The organism is Flavobacteriaceae bacterium HL-DH10 (assembly GCA_031826515.1).
GTDB lineage: Bacteria > Bacteroidota > Bacteroidia > Flavobacteriales > Flavobacteriaceae > Thalassobellus > Thalassobellus suaedae.
Window position 1 is genome coordinate 3,975,708 of the sequence record CP134536.1, and the last position, 19,916, is coordinate 3,995,623.

18 protein-coding genes and 1 tRNA gene are annotated in these 19,916 nt (G+C 30.8%); 6 read left to right on the plus strand and 13 right to left on the minus strand.

Features of this window, described 5'->3' with window-relative positions; translation table 11 throughout:
- Positions 1-89: 89 nt before the first annotated feature.
- Positions 90-719, minus strand: coding sequence for an NAD(P)H-dependent oxidoreductase (locus RHP49_16825; protein WNH12540.1), 630 nt, complete (start codon positions 717-719; stop codon positions 90-92).
- Between the two features lie 185 nt (positions 720-904).
- Here RHP49_16825 and RHP49_16830 point away from each other — a divergent pair.
- The 4 genes from RHP49_16830 to RHP49_16845 all read left to right on the plus strand — a co-directional run bounded on the left by RHP49_16830 (position 905) and on the right by RHP49_16845 (position 3,336).
- A tRNA-Ser gene (locus RHP49_16830) sits at positions 905-989 on the plus strand.
- 134 nt (positions 990-1,123) lie between these two features.
- Complete coding sequence (locus tag RHP49_16835; protein ID WNH12541.1) at positions 1,124-1,465, plus strand: helix-turn-helix domain-containing protein; 342 nt, start codon at positions 1,124-1,126, stop codon at positions 1,463-1,465.
- A 171-nt stretch (positions 1,466-1,636) separates the two neighbouring features.
- Complete coding sequence (locus RHP49_16840) at positions 1,637-2,443, plus strand: DUF2971 domain-containing protein (GenBank protein WNH12542.1); 807 nt, start codon at positions 1,637-1,639, stop codon at positions 2,441-2,443.
- Positions 2,444-2,607: 164 nt separating this feature from the next.
- Positions 2,608-3,336 (plus strand): HNH endonuclease, encoded by a 729-nt coding sequence (locus RHP49_16845; protein WNH12543.1) that lies wholly within the window; start codon positions 2,608-2,610, stop codon positions 3,334-3,336.
- Between the two features lie 60 nt (positions 3,337-3,396).
- On the opposite strand, the gene RHP49_16850 is transcribed toward RHP49_16845, so the two are convergent.
- From RHP49_16850 to RHP49_16860, 3 genes are read right to left on the minus strand one after another with little or no spacing between them, the layout of a single operon-like run.
- Positions 3,397-4,131, minus strand: a complete 735-nt coding sequence (locus RHP49_16850) for an SOS response-associated peptidase (GenBank protein ID WNH12544.1) — start codon at positions 4,129-4,131, stop codon at positions 3,397-3,399.
- Positions 4,132-4,178: 47 nt separating this feature from the next.
- Positions 4,179-7,139 carry a DNA polymerase III subunit alpha gene (gene dnaE, locus RHP49_16855; GenBank protein WNH12545.1) on the minus strand — a complete coding sequence of 987 codons (2,961 nt, stop codon included), beginning with the start codon at positions 7,137-7,139 and terminating at the stop codon, positions 4,179-4,181.
- Entirely contained in the window at positions 7,139-8,353 is a 1,215-nt protein-coding gene (locus RHP49_16860) for a DNA polymerase IV (GenBank protein ID WNH12546.1), read from the minus strand. The genes dnaE and RHP49_16860 overlap by 1 nt, the downstream gene beginning before the upstream one ends.
- Before the next feature lie 52 nt (positions 8,354-8,405).
- On the opposite strand from RHP49_16860, the gene RHP49_16865 reads away from it, so the two are divergent.
- Both RHP49_16865 and RHP49_16870 read left to right on the plus strand, forming a co-directional pair.
- Positions 8,406-9,179: a LexA family transcriptional regulator gene (locus RHP49_16865; GenBank protein WNH12547.1), complete on the plus strand. Its 774-nt coding sequence runs from the start codon at positions 8,406-8,408 to the stop codon at positions 9,177-9,179.
- Entirely contained in the window at positions 9,176-10,513 is a 1,338-nt protein-coding gene (locus RHP49_16870) for an exonuclease domain-containing protein (protein WNH14442.1), read from the plus strand. The genes RHP49_16865 and RHP49_16870 overlap by 4 nt, the downstream gene beginning before the upstream one ends.
- Here RHP49_16870 and RHP49_16875 read toward each other — a convergent pair.
- The 9 genes from RHP49_16875 to RHP49_16915 form a co-directional block, all read right to left on the minus strand.
- The gene (locus RHP49_16875; GenBank protein ID WNH12548.1) at positions 10,508-10,711 is read right to left on the minus strand and encodes a hypothetical protein; all 204 of its coding nucleotides are present in this window, start codon (positions 10,709-10,711) and stop codon (positions 10,508-10,510) included. The genes RHP49_16870 and RHP49_16875 overlap by 6 nt on opposite strands.
- A 74-nt stretch (positions 10,712-10,785) precedes the next feature.
- Entirely contained in the window at positions 10,786-10,974 is a 189-nt protein-coding gene (locus tag RHP49_16880) for a hypothetical protein (GenBank protein WNH12549.1), read from the minus strand.
- A gap of 14 nt (positions 10,975-10,988) precedes the next feature.
- Positions 10,989-11,363, minus strand: a complete 375-nt coding sequence (locus tag RHP49_16885; protein ID WNH12550.1) for a (deoxy)nucleoside triphosphate pyrophosphohydrolase — start codon at positions 11,361-11,363, stop codon at positions 10,989-10,991.
- A 35-nt stretch (positions 11,364-11,398) separates the two neighbouring features.
- Complete coding sequence (locus RHP49_16890; GenBank protein WNH12551.1) at positions 11,399-11,668, minus strand: hypothetical protein; 270 nt, start codon at positions 11,666-11,668, stop codon at positions 11,399-11,401.
- Between the two features lie 26 nt (positions 11,669-11,694).
- On the minus strand, positions 11,695-13,812 hold the full coding sequence (locus tag RHP49_16895) for a DUF2075 domain-containing protein (protein ID WNH12552.1): 2,118 nt from the start codon (positions 13,810-13,812) through the stop codon (positions 11,695-11,697).
- A gap of 48 nt (positions 13,813-13,860) precedes the next feature.
- On the minus strand, positions 13,861-16,071 hold the full coding sequence (locus RHP49_16900; GenBank protein WNH12553.1) for a hypothetical protein: 2,211 nt from the start codon (positions 16,069-16,071) through the stop codon (positions 13,861-13,863).
- Between the two features lie 59 nt (positions 16,072-16,130).
- Positions 16,131-18,170: a hypothetical protein gene (locus tag RHP49_16905; protein ID WNH12554.1), complete on the minus strand. Its 2,040-nt coding sequence runs from the start codon at positions 18,168-18,170 to the stop codon at positions 16,131-16,133.
- A 15-nt stretch (positions 18,171-18,185) separates the two neighbouring features.
- Positions 18,186-18,314 (minus strand): hypothetical protein, encoded by a 129-nt coding sequence (locus RHP49_16910; protein ID WNH12555.1) that lies wholly within the window; start codon positions 18,312-18,314, stop codon positions 18,186-18,188.
- An 8-nt stretch (positions 18,315-18,322) separates the two neighbouring features.
- A complete protein-coding gene (locus RHP49_16915; protein WNH12556.1) occupies positions 18,323-19,915 on the minus strand; it encodes a restriction endonuclease subunit S in 1,593 nt (530 codons plus the stop codon).
- Position 19,916 lies beyond the last annotated feature (1 nt).

A 19,916-nucleotide genomic window follows, 5' to 3' on the forward strand; every position in this document is an offset into this window, starting at 1 on the left:
AATCTTAAAATTTTAAACAGTGAATAAATTCGGACCTTTATGCTGAACTTAATTCAAGATAAAAGTAACATCCCAAACAATTAATTTTATTACATGTCTATAATAGTATCTTCTAAAGATTTTCTGACTTTTTTAAATTCTGAAAACATATCATCTTCGGCTCGATATCCTACTGGTAAAAGCAATATCGATTTTAGTCCTATTTTATCTAATTGAAGTATTTCATCATATTTAGAATTAACAAACCCCTCCATTGGACAGGCGTCTATACCTTCTATAGCACAAACAGTCATTAAATTACCTAAGGCTATATAAGCTTGGTTTTTAGACCATTGTAAGCGCTCTTCAACCGACATTTTTTCTATGGTTTTAACAAGGCTTTCTCGGTATGGCTTCAAAATAGTTTCTGAAGTACTTCTAAGGGATTTTATATTATTATAATAAGCAATAATATCATGCTCTAAAATATTATCTTGTATACAAATTATAAGTACATGTGAGGCTTCTAAAACTTGCTTTTGATGATATGAATGCGCTACCAATGATGCTCTTAAATCTTTGTTTTCAAGAACTATCATTTTTATAGTTTGCAAACCAAATGAAGTAGCTGTTAAATTAAATGCTTGTTTTAATATATCTAATTTTTCTACTGAAAGCTTTTTTGTTACATCAAATTTTTTAGTAGCATAGCGCCAGTGCAACTGTTTTATAATACTCATGTATAAATTTATTTTTCACAAAAATAAGCTTTGAAATCATCTTTTTACATAAATTAAACTATAAAATACCTACTATTAAATGAGTTATAAATTATTTTTTAAAAAAACATATTTTTATTTGAATAGAAAGAAAAAGGATACTATATTTGCACCCGCATTCAGGGAATACCTGATGAGACACTCAAGGAGAAATGGCAGAGTGGTCGAATGCGGCAGTCTTGAAAACTGTTGAGGGTCACACCTCCGGGGGTTCGAATCCCTCTTTCTCCGCTTTAAAAATCCGTAATACTGTTGATTATCAGCATTTTACGGATTTTTTGTTTTAATATCTGTACGATTACTGTACGGCACTATCATTCTTTGGATCAATCCTAATTGTTATGTTTAAGCAAATATTTATAATTATGGAAAACCCTTTTGAAATTATTAAGCAAAGATTAGATCGAATAGAAAAACTGCTAGAAGCCAATCTTGGGAATTTATGCAATAATAAAATCACACACAGTATACCGACTTTAATGACGATCAAAGATGTTGCTAACTATTTGAATCTATCAATTCCAACGATTTATGGATATACGGCAAAAAAAAATATGCCCCATTCTAAACGCGGTAATAAATTATACTTTGATAAAAATAATATAAATGAATGGATCCTAGAAGGTAGGCAAAAAACTATAAGGGACATTGAAAGATTAGCTGATAATTATATTTTAAAAAATTCTAGGCATATTCGTAATATCTAATAATTAGTTCTTATTAGAGGGCTTTAGGAAAAACAGGTTCTACACTATCTGCAATTTAGTTTAAAACAATTCTTACTATTTCTTTTGTGTTTGAAAGAATAAACTTATTTTTATTCTCTTTATAGTAGATATATAGTTACCAGTAACTATATACATACGTTAGGCACAATTATGAAACCGAAACTACCAGAGATTGTTTATAAGTACAGAAATTGGACAAATGACTTCCATAAAGATGTTTTGTTAAAGAGACAAGTATTTCTTTCGCCACCATCTGACTTTAACGACCCTTTTGATTGTCGCGTAACAAAAAACCATCATCTTCTCGATACACCTGAAAAAATTGATAAATATATAGATAAGGGAATCAAAGGCAATTTAGAATATTTAAAATCTGAAGGTAGAGATATTGAATACGAAAGAGAACATTTAAGAGATAGACTTAAAAATCTTGACCTATATCAAAAAGAATTTGAAGCTATTGATATTGAGTTTACCGATAAATATCTTGGAGTATTATCATTGAGTGGAAGATGGGACTCAATCCTTATGTGGAGTCACTATGGCGACTTTCACAAAGGGTATTGTGTCGGATTTGACGAAGAAATTATAAGAACAAGTGGTTTTTTTGGCAAAGGCGGAAATGTTACTTACGAAGAGGGTTTACCCAAAATAGACCCACTAACTGCCGAAGATAAAATTATAACTAGTTTTTATCAAACACATTTTAAGGCGAAAGAATGGGAATACGAAAAAGAATATAGGCTAACTAAATTATACTTTGATAAACCTAATGAAGAGCCTAACAGAATAGCTAATTTGCCTGAAAATTGTATTCGTGAAGTTATTCTTGGTTTAAATATGGAAGAGACGCATAAGCAAGAAATTAATGCTTTTTGCAAAAGTAAATCAATACCTATTTATAAAGCCTTAAAAAAACAATACGAATTTAAAATAACTAGAGAACTGATAAATTAACTGTGCCTAACAATGTATAAAAATAATTGCTCAATTTTGGGCTTAACCAATGGTAGTTGCAAGTTTACTACGTCTGATTTTCCTGCGGAAAATCCTCGCACGTAAACCCGCAACTATTCTTATACGAGACCGTTGCCATTAATACGAAAAAACCATTGCGATAGATGAGTATAAACACAAAAGAACAAATACATAAGGCGTTTGAAATTGCCAAAAAAGTCTATCTCAATGAACTTTCCTTAACTGATGGAACAAAAATTTTAGTAGATATCGGACTAAAACAAAGTTCATCACGAGATTATATTTATGCTTATTCAAAATTAATGGAAGGCGAATTATACACAAGAACTATAAACGTTTACGCAACAGATTATTATCTCGAAAATATTTATAATGAGAATGGAAATTTGATACTTAAAACCGCATTAAAAGCTGTTGACAAACATATAGTTTATTATGAAGGAACTTCGGGTGCTTCTGTTATTAAAGGCAGAGCAGTTTATGATAAGTGGAAACGAATAACAGAAAATGATTTTTCGGAAACAGTGTTTCCCAACGAAGTTGAGAAAGAAGTAGAATATTCAGAAGGAAAAACGAGACACGTAATAGTTAATAGCTACGAGCGAAATAGGCAAGCAAGACAGGAATGTATTGAACATTTCGGTTTAAATTGTCAAGTGTGCAATTTCAATTTTCAAGAAAAGTTTGGCGAATTAGGAATGAATTTCATTCACGTTCACCATATCGTTGACATTTCAACAATCGGAAAAGAATATTCTGTAAATCCTAAAACAGACTTAATTCCTGTGTGTCCGAATTGTCACGCTATGTTACATAAACAAAAGCCTGCTTATTCAGTTTCGGAATTGAAAAGAATAATGGAAAATGAATAAAAGTACTAATGGCAACAAAGAGCTGAGGTCAAAAAACTACACTATTTCAAAACAAACAGCCTAAATCCCTGACAATTCTGGGTAATTAACTACTTCTATAATCCGTTCTGAATTACTGTCTACTTTAGGACTGAACAAATCCTTGCTAACGGTGTATGCTTCCAATTTAGATTCGGAATAGTTGGTGTGGATAATTTCTTTTACATCATCCTGACTTATATCGCCATCCAACCAATGCTCCATTTGGTCTTCATCTAAAATAATAGGCTGTCTTTTTTTAACATTATGGATTTTTTCAAAAAAGGGTGATGCTTCTTTGGTTAAAATGGTAAATGTAATGTATGTATCTATAACCGAATAAATACCTGCCAATCCCAATGGTTGATGGTCTTTGCCCTGAATATAAAAAGGGTATTTCTTTTTATTGTGTTCATGGGGTTCAAAAAAACCAGTAACAGGAATAACACACCTTCTACTCATAACAGATTCACGATATAGATAATGTTGAAATAGTTTTTCAGATCGAGCATTTAAGCCACCTCCATACTTAACTGCCTCTTTATAATAGTCTTTAATTTTACTTGATTTTTTATTTGACGGTACAATACCCCAAACACCTGGAGCCAATACATCTGATTTCTCTTGTGGAATGACTAACATATTAGGATGTGCAAACCCATTTAAATGATAATTGGGTTTATCAAAAATGGGGCGAATTGTTTCAGAACTTAAATTAACTTTAAAATGTTCTTCAAGCTTTTTTGTTTTATGGATTGTACTAGTATGAAAGCACATTAGATTTTTGTTTTAATGCTAAAGTTATAAAATAAAAAATGTTCTTTTCAATTTAAACTTCTTGGATCTTGTAATAAAGATAGCTTTTTAGTCCAAATTATATCTAAACTACAAAAATCAAACTCTTCAACTATTCTACCACAACACGCGTAAACACCTAAACCATTTATAGGGTATTTATCGACTACTTTAGAAAAATGAACCGTATCAAAATAATCTCCTTCTCTATCTGTAAAAGTGCAAAAACGCATTAATTTCTCATTAGACCCTTTATGAAATCGTGTGTTTACAAGTACACCATAAAGCACAACAGTTTGATTAATGTACTTTTTCATGTCTATAGCTTTTATATTTTCAATGAGTTCGTCATTTATCAACTCAAAATAATTACACAAAGGAAAACCTAATAATTCCATTTGATCATAAGCATTTTCAACCCAAGTTGTGGTTAAACTTGGCAACTTAAATTGTTTGTGATTAGGCTTAAATAATTTTGATTGTGTTGTTTTAGCTTTACTCGCATTTAATTTAAATATAGCTTGCCATAACAATTCAGTTTTAGATTGTTTTGTAAATCGAAAAGCATCTATTCTAATCAAAATGGTTAATTGTTCGATGCTAATAACAACCCTATCAATAAAATCATCTAAAGACAAAAACGCACCATTAAACTGCCTTTCAGTTAATATTCGCTTTACAGTTAATATTTCCAAACTTTTCAAATATCCAAAGCCTAAATAAATAACCTTACCTCTTATAATGTTTGGATGATCACTTTTATTAATACATGGTGCTTCTATAACACCACCACACATTTTTGCTTCATGTATATAATGTTCTGCACTATAAAAACCTCCCCCGTTATTAAGAACGGCTACCATAAATTCCAATGGAAAATAACATTTTAAATATAAGCTTTGGTAACTCTCAACGGCATATGAAGCCGAATGTCCTTTTGCAAAAGCATAACCTGCAAAACTTTTTATTTGATTCCAGACTTCAAAGGTTAGCTCATCTGGATACCCTTTAGCTTTACAATTATTAATGAATTTTTCTTCCACAGCAGTAAATTCTGCTCGTGATCTAAATTTCCCACTCATACCACGTCGTAACACATCAGCTTCTCCTAAATCCAATCCAGCAAACTTATTGGCTACTTTAAGCACATCTTCTTGGTACACCATAATGCCATAAGTCTCTGGCATTATTTCAAGCAAGATAGGATTAGCCTCTTTGCGTTTTTCAGGATGCCGTTGTCTAATAATAAATTCATTTTTCATTCCCGAACTTGAAACACCTGGTCTAATAATAGAACTAGCAGCCACTAAGCCTAAATAATCTTGGGTTTGTAATTTTCGCATTAAACCACGCATTGCTGGAGATTCTACATAATATGCTCCAATGGCTTTGCCTTGCTTTAATAAATTATTGATGTTTGGGTCTTTTTTAAAATTTTCAACTTGTGTTATATCTATTGGTGGTAATTCAGGTCGATTGTACTTTATAATTTCAATAGCTTCTTTAATTTTAGCTAAACCGCGCTGACCTAGTATATCAAATTTAAAAACACCAACATCTTCTGCTATAATCATATCAAACTGAACTGTTGGAAACCCTTTAGGAGGTAAATCTGTTGCTGAATAATAATGAATAGGTTTTTCTAAAATTAATATGCCACAAGAATGGACACTTAAATGATTTGGAAAACCTTTTATAAGCTCACCATATTTCAAAACTAACAACGCTATTTCATCTAATGTTTTAACATCGTAATTTCCTTTACTTAATTTATCTATTTCTTCCTTAGGCAGTCCAAATACTTTTCCCAATTCCCTTACTACTCCTTTATATTTAAAGGTATTATAAGTCGCTAATAAGGCGACATTTTTAAAACGGTTAAAAATATACTGGGTAATATCTTCTCTATCTTTCCATGAAAAATCAATATCAAAGTCTGGTGGTGATGCTCGAAACGGATTAATAAAACGCTCAAAATACAAATCCAACTCAATAGGATCTACATCTGTAATACCAATTATATATGCTACAATACTATTCGCACCACTACCCCGACCCACATGGATGTATCCCATTTGTTTTGAATAGGATATAATATCATAATTAATTAAAAAGTATGATACAAAATTCATCTGACGAATCGTTTTTAATTCAGTCTCTAATCGTGTTCTCACCTTTTTATCTGGTTGACTATAGCGTTTATGCAAATGGTCTTCACAAAGCTTAACTAGTAGCTGGTAATCTTCTTTTTCTGAATTTAGATAAAGTGTTTGATTTTGAGAAATTCTATGTTCGCCAAATTTAAAATCAATTCTACAACTATTAAGAAGTTTTATTGTGTTACTAATAACAAAAGGATAGTCTGAAAATTTATGTTTCAAATCTTCAAAAGGTATCATTTTATCATGCTCACTACACTCTTCTGTTTTTTGTAGTTTACTTAAAAGTGTATTATTATCAATAGCCCTTAATAAGCGATGTGCATTAAAATCTCGTTTACTCCTAATAGTAACTTGTTGTTGAATGACTAATTTATCTGTATAAGATTTATAACTTGAAAACGGTATTTTTTTAAGTTCTTCTATTGAAATACCTATAAACTCATTATCATGAAATACTTTTTTCTCTAATTCCATAACACGCTCTAAAGGATAAATAAAATAAGTGTTTTTTAATATAGGTGCTAAATCTGGAAGTGGTGTTTTGTTGTGTGAATGATGTGATAAAAAAGTATTTAATTCTTGAAAACCTTGGTTGTTTTTTGCCAAACCTACATATAACTGTTTAGCGCCATTTCTAAAATCAATACCAATAACTGGTTTAATATTAAACGCTATAGATTTACGAATAAAATTAAGGCATGCCGATGTATTATTAATATCGGTTAAAGCCAAAATACGCACGCCATTTTCTTTAGCAAGCTCTAATAAATCTACTTCTGAAAATGTACCATAGCGTAAGGAATAATATGTATGACAATTTAAATACATTATTGTTTTCTGTGTGCTAAAACAATAGGAGGTTCACCATTAAAAGGATTGTGAGAACCTCCTATAGATTTCGCTCCAATAGATGCTGCTTTTTGTACACTTAAATCTCCATAACGACTTCGAATAGTATCTAGAGCATTATATAAACTTAGCATTTCTTCTGTATCATCAAACAAATTAATTTGATAATTACCACTTACCAAATTACTGATTTTCACTCCTACAAGTCTGATCAGTAAACGTCTTTGGTATAAATTATCAAACAATTCAAGTACTCTAGGAATAATAAGATGATCGGCACTGGTATATGGTATTTTTACCTGTTTGGAATAGGTATTAAAATCTGAATATCTAATTTTCACACTGATACAGGAAGCTAATTTTTCACCTCTACGTAATTGATAGGCTAAATTTTCAGCCATAGCAAAAATGGTTGTTCGTAGCTTTACAACATCAATTGTATCTTTATTAAAGGTACGTTCGATAGAAATAGATTTTCGTTCATGAAATGGTATTAATGGAGGGTTATCTATACCATTGGCACGTTTCCAAATGGTGACCCCATTAACACCTAAAACACTACGCATCATTTCAACTGGCATTTGCTGAACAACTCTTACTTTATCAATACCTAAATTTCTAAGAATTTGATAAGTCTTTTCTCCTACTGATGGTATTTTCTTTATAGATAAAGGCGCCATAAATGATTTTTCAAAACCATAATCCACTCTAAGTTGGTTATTGGGTTTAGCTTCACCTGTTGCGACCTTAGAAACAATTTTGTTAGAAGACAAACCAAATGAAATTGGCAACCCTGTTTCTTTAATTATTTTAGTTCGTAATTCGGAAGCATATTTATAACTACCAAAAAACTTATCCATACCACTCAAATCTGCATAAAATTCATCAATACTAGCCTTTTCAAATACGGGTACACTTTCCTTTATAATATTAGTAACTAAATGTGATTGCTTTGTGTAAATCGATGAATTTCCTCGAATTACAACTGCTTCTGGACACAAGCATTTTGCCAACCGCATAGGCATACCAGAATGCACTCCAAAGCGTCTTGTTTCATAACTACATGCCGCTACCACACCCCTATCTCCAGTACCTCCTACTAATAAAGGTCGTTTTTGTAAACGACTATCAATTAAACGTTCACATGACACAAAAAAGGTGTCTAAATCGAGATGCAAAATATTTTTATTCATACCACAAAATTAGCTACATATTTAAGTAGTTATTGCTTATATTTGTAGTATTATGAAAATTATAGCTAAAAACATAAAACATTTAAGAACTCTTAAAAAGCTATCGCAAGAAGCCCTTGCTGAAGAACTAAATATAACACGCTCTAGAATTGGTTCTTATGAAGAAAATCGCTCTGCGCCTACTATTGAGGTGTTAATTATGCTTTCTGATTATTTTAAGATTCCTATTGATATTCTTTTAAGAAATGATTTAACAAAATCTAAGGATTCCTCTTTTATTGAAATTGGAAATCAACGTGTTTTATTTCCTATTATAGTCGATTCAGAAAACGAGAATTTAATTGAAGTGGTTCCTATTAAAGCTTCAGCTGGTTATTTATCTGGTTATGATGATCCTGAATACATAGAGCAATTACAAAAAATTAAATTGCCTTTTTTACCTACAGGAAAACATCGTGCGTTTCCAATTAAAGGAGATTCGATGCTCCCTATGAAAGATGGCTCATTTGTTATTGCTCGTTTTATTGAAGATAGAAGTGAAATAAAAACAGGCAGAACATACATTTTAGTAACCTTAAATGATGGCATGGTTTATAAGCGTATTATGAATAATATTGATTTTAATAATTCATTATTACTGATGTCTGATAACAAAAAGTACAACGACTACAGTGTCCCAATAAATGAAGTCTTAGAAATTTGGGAATTTACATGTAGTATCAATACTCAAGAATACAGCGAGGAAGAACTTAAATTAAGCAGTATTATCAGTATGTTCAACGACTTGGGTGTTGAATTGAAAGCTTTAGAAAAACTGCAACACTGATGTATACCATTATTGATGTTGAGACCACGGGTCAAGGGAATAAAATCACTGAAATTTCCATTTTCAAATATAATGGTACCCAAATTATTGATGAATTTACGTCATTGGTCAATCCAGATGCCTATATACCTGATTACATAACAGCATTAACAGGTATTGATAATGCCTTGGTTGCCAATGCCCCAACATTTTCAGAGCTGGCCAAAGATATTTTAGCCATTACAGAAGATACCATTTTTGTTGCCCATAGTGTAAATTTTGATTACAACGTAATACGCAATGAATTTATAGATATTGGGATTGATTTTAGAAGAAAAAAATTGTGTACTGTACGATTATCAAGAAAATTAATTCCCGGACACAAATCCTATAGCTTAGGGAAAATATGCCATGCACTGGATATTAATATCAATGGCAGGCATAGGGCACGAGGTGATGCCGAAGCTACCGTTATCTTATTTGAAAAATTATTACATGCCAAGGGTTCTGAAACCGTGTTCAACGATTTTCTTAAAAAATCTTCTAAGGAAGCCACCTTACCACCACATTTGCCAAGCTCCGTTTTTAATGCCATACCCAATGAAGCGGGTATTTATTATTTTAAGAATAAAAAAGGAAAGGTCATTTATGTAGGTAAAGCAAAAGATTTAAAAAAACGGGTATTGGGTCATTTTTATAACAAGACCGAAAAAGAACTTAATCTTTGCAGGGAAACAGTGGATATAGACTTTGAGCTATCTGGTAGTGAACTTATCGCACTTCTCATGGAAGATGCTGCCATAAAACATTACTTCCCAGAATATAACCAAGCTTCAAAAAGAAACCCGAATGCTTTTGCCGTTTTTAGTTATGAAGACAGAAAAGGAATCATTCACTTGGCATATAATACCATAAAAGCCATACCAAACCCATTATTCACTTTTTATAACATTACAGATTGCCGACAATTTTTGGAACGTCTTTGTGCCCAATTTGAACTGTGCCCAAAATACTGCCACTTACAGGAAGGTGTTAACCATTGCTCACATTACAAAATAAAAACCTGCCATGGCATCTGTAATGAAAATGAACCCATAGATAAATACAATGCACGTGTTAAAAATGCCGTAAAACTTACACTTGAAAAATCTAAAGATATCGTGATCAAGGAAAAAGGAAGGCATTCTGAAGAAGAAGCCTTTGTACTCATCAAAAACAATGTGTATTTGGGTTATGGCTTTATTGATAGATCGGAACAAATAACCACTAATGAGGCATTGGAAAATTATTTGATTCCTCAGAAGGACAATGTGGATGTGCAGAAGATTATTAGAAGTAAATTAGTTTCTCTATGATTTCTTAATTTTTTTCATAACCACCTTTTCAATTAAATAGCGCATTGCATCAGCTTTAGTAAAATCAAGTTTTTTTCCTTTTTTAGATCTTTTAAAATCATATTTGGAATTAAAATGGGCCTTAACCATATCATAAAGTCTATCCTGTTCACTATGTTCTAATGCTTTATAAACTTCAAATACAGTTTCTGCTTTCATGTTTTAAATTTCATCTAATTAAAAATATGAAACCTCTTTCAAATAACTTTGCAAGATTTAACCTATTTAATTTTTTATTTTATTGTTCTTTTTTGGCATATATCAAGTATAGCAAGTAAATTTCTTGCTATTATTTTGACGGTATCCTCATAATAATCTAATTTAGAAACCTTATTCAAATCGTCTTTTATTAGTTCATTTAACCTATTCTGTTCAAAATGGTTTAATGCTTTATAAACTTCAAAAACTGTTTCTGCTTTCATCAGTAATATCTTATTTATAATAATAAATTAATCAAAGGAATATCTGCTTCTGCTAAATCATAATTTTTAAGATTATATGGTAAGACCCACTCAAATTTATCGTGGTCTGTAAGATCAAATTTGGCTGAAATAAAACTACATCTGTAAGCCACCAAATTTATAGTAAAAGCATCATAAGCATGAATATTAGTACCTAATTTTTCATGAACATTTACAGCCATTCCAAGTTCTTCCCTCAATTCTCTTATTAAAGCGCTTTTTTTAGATTCATTTTCTTCAACCTTTCCTCCGGGAAACTCCCATTTTCCAGCCATAGATTTACCTTCTTTACGACGCCCTATAAAGATTTCATCTCCCTTGTAAATTATTCCGCATGCTACTTTTAACATTATTAGAAGCTCTAAAAATATACTCTTGACCCTTATTAGAATTTTAATTTTTTCCTATACCAGGCTTCAAAAAATGGTCTATCATTATTATTTGGTTGCTCATACCATTCTGAACAGATAAAATAACGACTACCTTTAATTAAAACCGGTCCACTCCAATATCTTAGAATATTGTTGCCATCAGATGGTAACGCTTTCTTTAACATAGGGTATTGAATATCAAATATGTTTTTAGAATAACTTTCTTGTTGAAGTAAATAAATATCATTTTTATCTAGTAAGTCATTCTCAATAAGATAGTGCATAAAGGTTTTTACTAACTTACCCACCCTCATTCTTTCCTCTTGATGGCTTCATTTAATTTTAAATGCAACTGTTTGTTTTGTGTTCTATTTACTTCTGTTTTAGGTTGATTATTTGCCTTCACTTGCTTATAAGAGCTTGTATTAAATTCAGGCTTTCTTTCTTTAAACACTTTAGTTAATAATTCTGGAATACCAAGTTTTTTAAAATAATCGTAGGTTCCGTCATAAAGAAATATAGGCCTTGTATGGTCAATCTCTGAACCTTCTGGAATAAATATCACCATGCCTTGCCGAGCTCTCGTTAAAAGCACTCTGTAAGCATTCTTCAAATACTGCCGTATAATATCCTGATTTATATTTTGCCATTTTGAGCCTTTAAATTTTTGATAACCCCATTGGTCATTATCCATAAAAAAGTCTGCTCCCCATGTGAGACAAACCCAGTCGATTTCTAATCCCTGTATATCAAATTCTGTAGCAACTATTTCTAAAAAATAAGAGGACCTTACATCTTCTTTTCCGTCTAAAAACCAATTTGATGGTGCTATTTCATTTTTAACATCAATACCGAATGGACGAAGTCTTCTTGCTCCAGAAGATCCCACAACTCCTGTTCGTTCTGTCCCCTTAGCCATACCTCGAAGCCAATTTTTAGCAATATCCAGATCTCTTGTAATAACAATTGGAAAATCTTTTTTTATTTGATTGAACAGACTTTGAGCATTGTTAAAATTTAATTCTAATAATTCATGGATGAAGTTTGATAATTGTTCTGATCTAAATGACCTAATGGAAATAGCTAAATGCAAATCTTGCTCCTTTATACCATTATTGGTTACCCATCTTTTAATATCCTTATTCCTTATATAATTGTCATTTTCAATAATTAAATCTGAATAGTGGATATCCCATTCTGAATAATGATCTTTTAATGCGCTTATCCACGCCTCTAAACCAGCCTCACCCGTATTTATTTCTTGACCGCCTCCAATTAAGCAAATAATAGTGCACCAATCTTCATGTCTATTCATGACATCAATCAAAAATTCGGGTTCAGACATATTAAAATCTGCTATTCCCTTTTTGACTTTCATAAAGGACGTGGCCTTTTCATTAGTCCAGGCACGTTGCGCTTCATCAAAAACAACCACTTTTTCTACAGGTTCTTTTGTTGATATTAAATTGTCGTCTCTAAAATGATGAATATTTTGAATAAATGCATTCGCCCTAATCGCCGCTTGTTTCTTGGTTAGTAATTCTCCTTTGGTCTTGGCTGTTAAAACTTCATCCCTTGTTAAAGCTTCTCTTAATACCGCAACCAAAGGACCATTTCCAGATAAGAAGACTGCATGCTCATCTTCATCTGATTTCATGCGTTCATTGGCAATATTTAAACCAGCCAAGGTCTTACCTGCGCCAGGAACACCTGTGACAAAACAAATTGATTTTTTAGAATGGGTTTTTGAGTATTCAATAACCTCATTTAGGCAATCGGCTGTTCTTGATAAATTTATAGCCCCAGAATCAGATCTTGAAATTTCTTTTACATTATGACCTTTATATAAGGCTTGTGCCGCTTCAACAATTGTTGGTGTTGGCTTGTATATTGAATTTTCCCATGCAAAAGTATCTATTTCATTTCCATTTGAATTTTCTAAAACCTTTTTAAGGTATGTGCCTAAATTATATCTATTCGTTTTTGCTGCGGTAACATAAGCATCTATATCCACTTGTTCGTTTTCAAAATCCTGAGCATGAGTAGATACGAGTACTGGAATTAAAGTTGTATTATGACTACCTTGATGAAAATTCTTTAAATCTAGGGTATAATCTATCACCTGTTCTATAGCATGATTGCCATAAGTATTATCACCAACTTTAAATTCAATAACAAAAATTATATGCTTAATAATAATGATAATATCCACACGTTTTCCCATTCTTGGGATAGCAAATTCAAAGTAAATTTTACCTGCTTGAAACTGAATTAACTGTTCTTTTAAAACCTCTATCTGGCCAATCCAAGCATTTCGTTGCAATTCTTCTAAAGCATAAGTGTGATATAGACTTAATTCACCTAAAATTCTTGAATCATTATCCTCAATGAAGTTTTGGATTGTGTTTGAATAATAGGCTCGTTTCATGATGTTTTTCAATTAAAACTTTATATAATGTAATTCAAAATCTCAAAATTAATCATCTTTTTCCATCGCTCTTTTATATAAATTATAAAGAATGATTTCATTCCAATTTGACCTTTCAAATGGACCAAAATTTGGTACATATTTAAAACCAAAATCATTAAACTTATCTGATAAAAATTTTATTTCTAGTAGTTTATCCTCTACTTCCTTTTCGTCTAATGCATAATCCACTAACCATTGGGCTTCCTGCGAAATATAATCCTCAAATAGTTCGTCAAAATGATAGTTTATTTCCTGAGTATCAATTGTATTAAAATCAATTTCAAAACTGCTAGTTAATGAGTTAAATAATTTAATAGCATCAGTAATATCATATTCACCCGTAACTAATTCTGTTGTAATTTCAATTATTTTTTCTTGCAATAGAGAATTAATTTTTATATTTTTCTTAACAGATTTCATGAATAATCGGAATTGAGAATTCAATATGTAGTTATAATGTAATGATTCCCATTCTTCAATTTCTTCGATAATATCACAAATAATCACATCTGTATTTTCACAAATAACATATTTATGAATTAATATGGCCATTTGAATCAACTGAGCATCTCGAGTTCCTTTATCATTTATAAAAAGGTTGTAGTCCTCAATGAGCCTTCTTTGAAGATATTTTGACATACCCTTTTCATCAAATAGAGCAAGTGAATGTAATCGCTCCGAAAATTGAGGTGCATATCGAATTGATTCAATTATACTAAGTACCTCGTTAAAATCTTTTTTAAGAAAATCTAATAGAAAATCAACCAATGATGGATTAATAAAATCTATCTTATCTTTTTTAATAATTATAAATCCCCCATCTAATCGCTTTAAAGTCTTTTTGAAGGAATATATTTTCTTTGACTTATTGTTAAATTCCACTTCATATCTTTCTCTTTGCAAAAAAGAATTTTCTAATAATTCGATATTAACAGGTTTGCCGAAAGTTAAAAGTGTATTCAATAATAATCTATCATCTTCATTAATTTGATTTAAATAGGCATGTTTCCATATTTCTTCTGGATATTCAAAACTATTCTTTACAAATATTTCATAATCAGCAACATTTACAACTTCTATATTATTTTCACTTGTGATATATTCGACAGAACGAGGAGTAAAGCTATTATGATTTATTACAAAATTCACAATACGCTCTTCATATAATAAATCTTTAAATTCCGAGGAAATTGAACTTTCCTCTATATGATTAATAAACAACTTTTTCTTCAGGGATAAATCATATTCTTTTAATTCAAAAGTACTTGTTTGAGCTTTTAAATTAAATCTACGCAAATTTTCAGAATCTTCTAGGGCTGACTCTAAAAGATGAGTTCTAGTTGTAAAAACGACTAGCTTGTTTGTCATTTTAGTTATGCGCCTAAGAATCTTTCGTAATCTAGTTTCATTCCCTTTAGATTTTTCAATCTCAACTGCATTACTACCTAAAAAATCATCATAATAAATAATTTGTTTAGAATCATCCATCGTTAAAACTTTTTCAGCATCTCTTATATCATCTAAAACATAAGTTAACCTATACCCTTTTGCTATGTATTCATAGATCAACATTTCTGCTAAAGTTGTCTTACCTACTCCTGGCTCACCAGTAATTATTATAAAATTATTATTTACTAAAGCATTTTGAGCTTTTCTAAACATAGGTGTTTGAACATATAATCTTATCCTCTTCTTTAATTCATTTTCGATAAAATTTGTAGATCTAAATTCTAAATCTGAGTTAAGAATTATTTTTAAAACTGAAATGTCAGAAAGCCATAATTTATAATGAATATGTAAAACATTCTCGTGTTTTTCAATTAGTCTGTTTAAATTTTTTTTACCATATATATCATTTATGTTTTTTATATAAGGTGTAAAAACTTCTTTTATTTCTTTAGTATTTGAAACCAACAAATCAACTGAAGTTGCAAAAATATACCTGTTGGGAGAGAGCTTTTTCACTTTATCTACTTCCTTTTCTTTTAAGTCTTTGATTAAACCAGTGTAACCAGTAACACGATAATGCTTTACCTGTCCAACATGGTCATATTCTTTGGAATCTGACGAATAAAGTATATCAATACCCAAATCTCGCCCCTCTTTAAAGGTTTTGTATTTTATAACAGAGTCTTGAGGTTGATCTTCATTTAACAAGTCACAAACTAAATCTTCTAAATCAGAACTGTTTAATGTTGAAAAATCGTATGCCGCCATCTACCTTTAATAAATTAATTATTAATGTTTATAAGTAATATTGCTTTCTTTAATCCAAATTAGCTTTTATTTAAATCTATAACACTTTTCTTAAAAGCTTCATCATTTAGAATTTTCTCAATTAACTCTATTTCTACGTTGTCTTTAGTAAGTCCCTTAATTTTGAGTTTTTTATTCTCTTTTGGCTTAATATTCGCAAGAATAGCAAGCTCATCTTTGTGAGACATAAATGGATCATAAAGTTTATGAAATGCCCTTCCCACGGCTCCTTGGAACATTACTAAATTTGGCCTAGCATTTACCTTTCTACTATTTGTTAGAATATGAGTAGTTGCTATTCCTGGATATGGATCTATATAATAAATATTTTTAACACCTAATTGGAATGCTTTTTTAGAGCATAATTCACAAGGACTAGCAGTCGTAAAAAGATTACCATTCTTCAGTCCTTGACCTCCATACTTAGTTATTTGCAGCATAGCATTTTCTTCAGCATGCAATGATCGTGTATGGACTTGATTTTTCTCGCCTTCAAAAGCATTATGAAAAGTTTTAAAACAAAAGGAACAATGCCTTCCTTCTAATTTAGACGTGTCAAAACGTTTAAATTCTTCCTCTATTTTTTTATTAAACTTTTCTCCATCTTTATACTCACCAGCTAAACCTTTCTCAAAATCACTAAAATGTTCCTTATTGTTACCTTTAATTAGATCTTCGGCGCTTCGCAAATTACATGGTATTTGCATCCTTGGAATATCATTCCAGCCTATAGCTTTAACAGAATAACTTTCGTCAGTTACTACAGCACCTACTTGACGTGAAATACAACCAGAGTTTACCTTAGCATTGAAAGCCACTTGCATTGATCTTTCGAAGGCATTTGGTGTAATTATACCTGGTCTATTTATTAATGCTACGAATTTAGCAAGCTGTATATCTATATTTAAATTAGTATAAGCCGATAGCTCTTTTTTCAGTTTTTCTTCAATACCCTTTGGACATTGGTTTAACACTTCAACCTCATAATCTTGATAACCATTTTTCTTTATTGAAGCATAATTTGAAAAGAAAATATGAAAATCACTTTTCTGAATACAATTCTCTATATCAGGACATAGAAATTCTCCGTCATTGACTTGTTTCCCATCATATTCTATATTACTCAAGAATAAAACTTGTTTGACATGTTCGGCTATTTGTTCAGAACTATAATTCTTGAAATGGTTATTAATAAAGTCTTCGACATACTTCTCCCTTTCACTTTCAGATTTATTCACTGCAATAGAATAAAAGGCAGCATACTTTTCTTTAAAATACATTAACTCTAAAGAATTTTTTAAGGAGTCGATTATGATTTTTGTAGTTTCCTTTTTTGCTTTCCAGTTTTTAATTATTCTATTAATAGTTTCGGCTACCGTATATACATTGTCAATATCTGAATTGCAAAAATCATCAGATTTGACCGTACCAAATGCCCTTAAATTATTTGCTAAATCATGTGTTAATCTTGTGCTTTTAGTAAAATCAATAGAATTAATTAGTTGAAAAAACCGATTTGAAAAATCTTCAAAATAATCAAAATAATAACTAAAAAATTCTGGGCTTTCTTTCCTATCTGCTAAACATTCTTTAAGTAAATCACAGGTTAAATTTTGATGCGGATAATCAAACCAACTCTTATCTTCTTGTTTAAAAAAATCTTTAATCTTGTCAATATTTTCAGCTACATTATCAAATCTATTGGAAAAAGTTGAATCTTTTGAATGACCATTTTGGATAATGTTTTCAATAATGTTATCAATGGCTTCATTGCTATCTTTGGTATAAAGAACAGATTCATAAATTAAATGCAAAAACAGCACATCTTTATAGTTTATGATCTTGTATTCATTCCAATTATTATCATTTTGCAGATACTTTATACAAACATTAAGTTTTAATTGTTCAGTATCAGAAGTTTCTTTTACAATTAGTTTCTTTAAAGAATTGGCAAATCCAGGATTAGATAGTGAATTAGCAATTTGAGTACAACCAGCTCCAGATTTACCTGTAAGTCCAATAATTGTGAAATTTTTCCTTAATGAATAAAGTTGATCCATATTGTTTTAAATATATTAATTTGGAATTATTGTGAGTACACCTTCGTTAATTCTACTTATTGTAACATCAATCTGCTTTAAATATTTTTGAATATCACAACTACCTAATTGTTTTTCAATTTTTAATAATTTTTCTTTCATCACTATTAGTATTAATTAAAAACCTCCCGCAAACAACTCTGCATTAATTCCTCGCTTTGTTGTTGGCTTTGTTGAACTTCTTGCTCTAAAGCATCACATAAACCCATTAAAGTATTTACTTTTTGGACGATGGCTTTTTGTTCTTCAAGCGGTGGAAGCGGAATTAACATCTGACGAAGAAATGTTAAAGATACAAATGGTTGTGCACCTCCACTTGCCTTTTCTTGCACAGCATAAGCAATATGTTCACTAAATGTTTTTAAAAAATCTGGAACACTTAATGACTTATTGTAATACTTAAAAAGAGCTACATTTTTTATTGCAAAATCAGTATTACCTTTAACCATTACTTGGTTTCCCAAATTACCTCCAATCATTGAAAATAGAATATCATCTTCTTCTACTAATGACCGTTGAATTATTTTATAATAATCTTCTTTTGAAATTCTTTTAGCGCTTTCAAAATCTATTTCACCATTTTTAAAATCTTTACTTGTAACTAGTGGATAAGAATTAGCTCCAGATACGTTTTTTGGTGAATCGTGTGTGCCATCACGAATGTCAAAAACCTCTTGAAATCTACACCAAACCCAACCTTCAGGTAATTCATAAGGCATTTCATCTTTGGTAATTGGAGGTAATGGTTTTTCCTTTTTTATTTTTTTGTCTTTAATGAGTTTTGATTTCTCTTTTTGGATTCGTTTTAGGAGTTCGCTGGCGTGATGAGACCCTGAAACAAGTTCAGGGTGACATGAACGCCAATCTTGAGTTAGTTTACCTTGAACGGCTAATTGTAAAACTGTTTCTCGTAATTTTTTAATGTTAGAGGTTTCATTAAAGAAATCATGAATATGTTCTTGTAAAAATGCCCATTCTTTTTTGGTATTGTTGGTTGTCAGTTGGTTTAAAGCAGAAGTAACGAACTTTTCTTTTAAAGTAATACGCTCAGCGGTTAATTGCTCTAATTGCTCTACTTCTTTAAATAAGGTTTCTACAATTTCAACGATTGCTTTTTGTTCTTCGAGTGTGTAAACAGGAACCGCGACTTTTTTTAAGTTTGTACCATTTATGCTGAAGTTACCTGCCGTTGTGGAGCAAAATTTATCTAATTGATATCTAGCAGTTTTAGAATTGATAAAAATACACAAGTAACTTGAATCAACAATATCCAAACTTGGCCTAACTTGTATCAAGGAATCTGAAAAAATAAGTTGATTATCTTCGCCATAATACACACCTGCCTTACCAACAAAATTTAAATTTCCATTTTGTCTACATATTAGAACATCATTATTCTTAACAAAATACTTATCTTTCTTATCTTCAGCTATTTCAATATACTTCGCCATGTCTTCATTAACCTCAATGAAGTCAGTTTGTGTAACGGTTTCAATTCCTAATCTTTTTGCTCCAATACCTTCATCATTTGGTCTTCCTGAAAAACCATTTTTGGTAAACTCAATTATTTCACCAATACAAGTATGCTTTACTTTACTTGTTTTCGTTAATTTACCATCAATGGCAAGCTGCACAATTAAAGACTTCACCTCTTGAGCATTATTCGGATGAATGGTTAATTCTTTAAAATGTTTTAGTAATTGCATA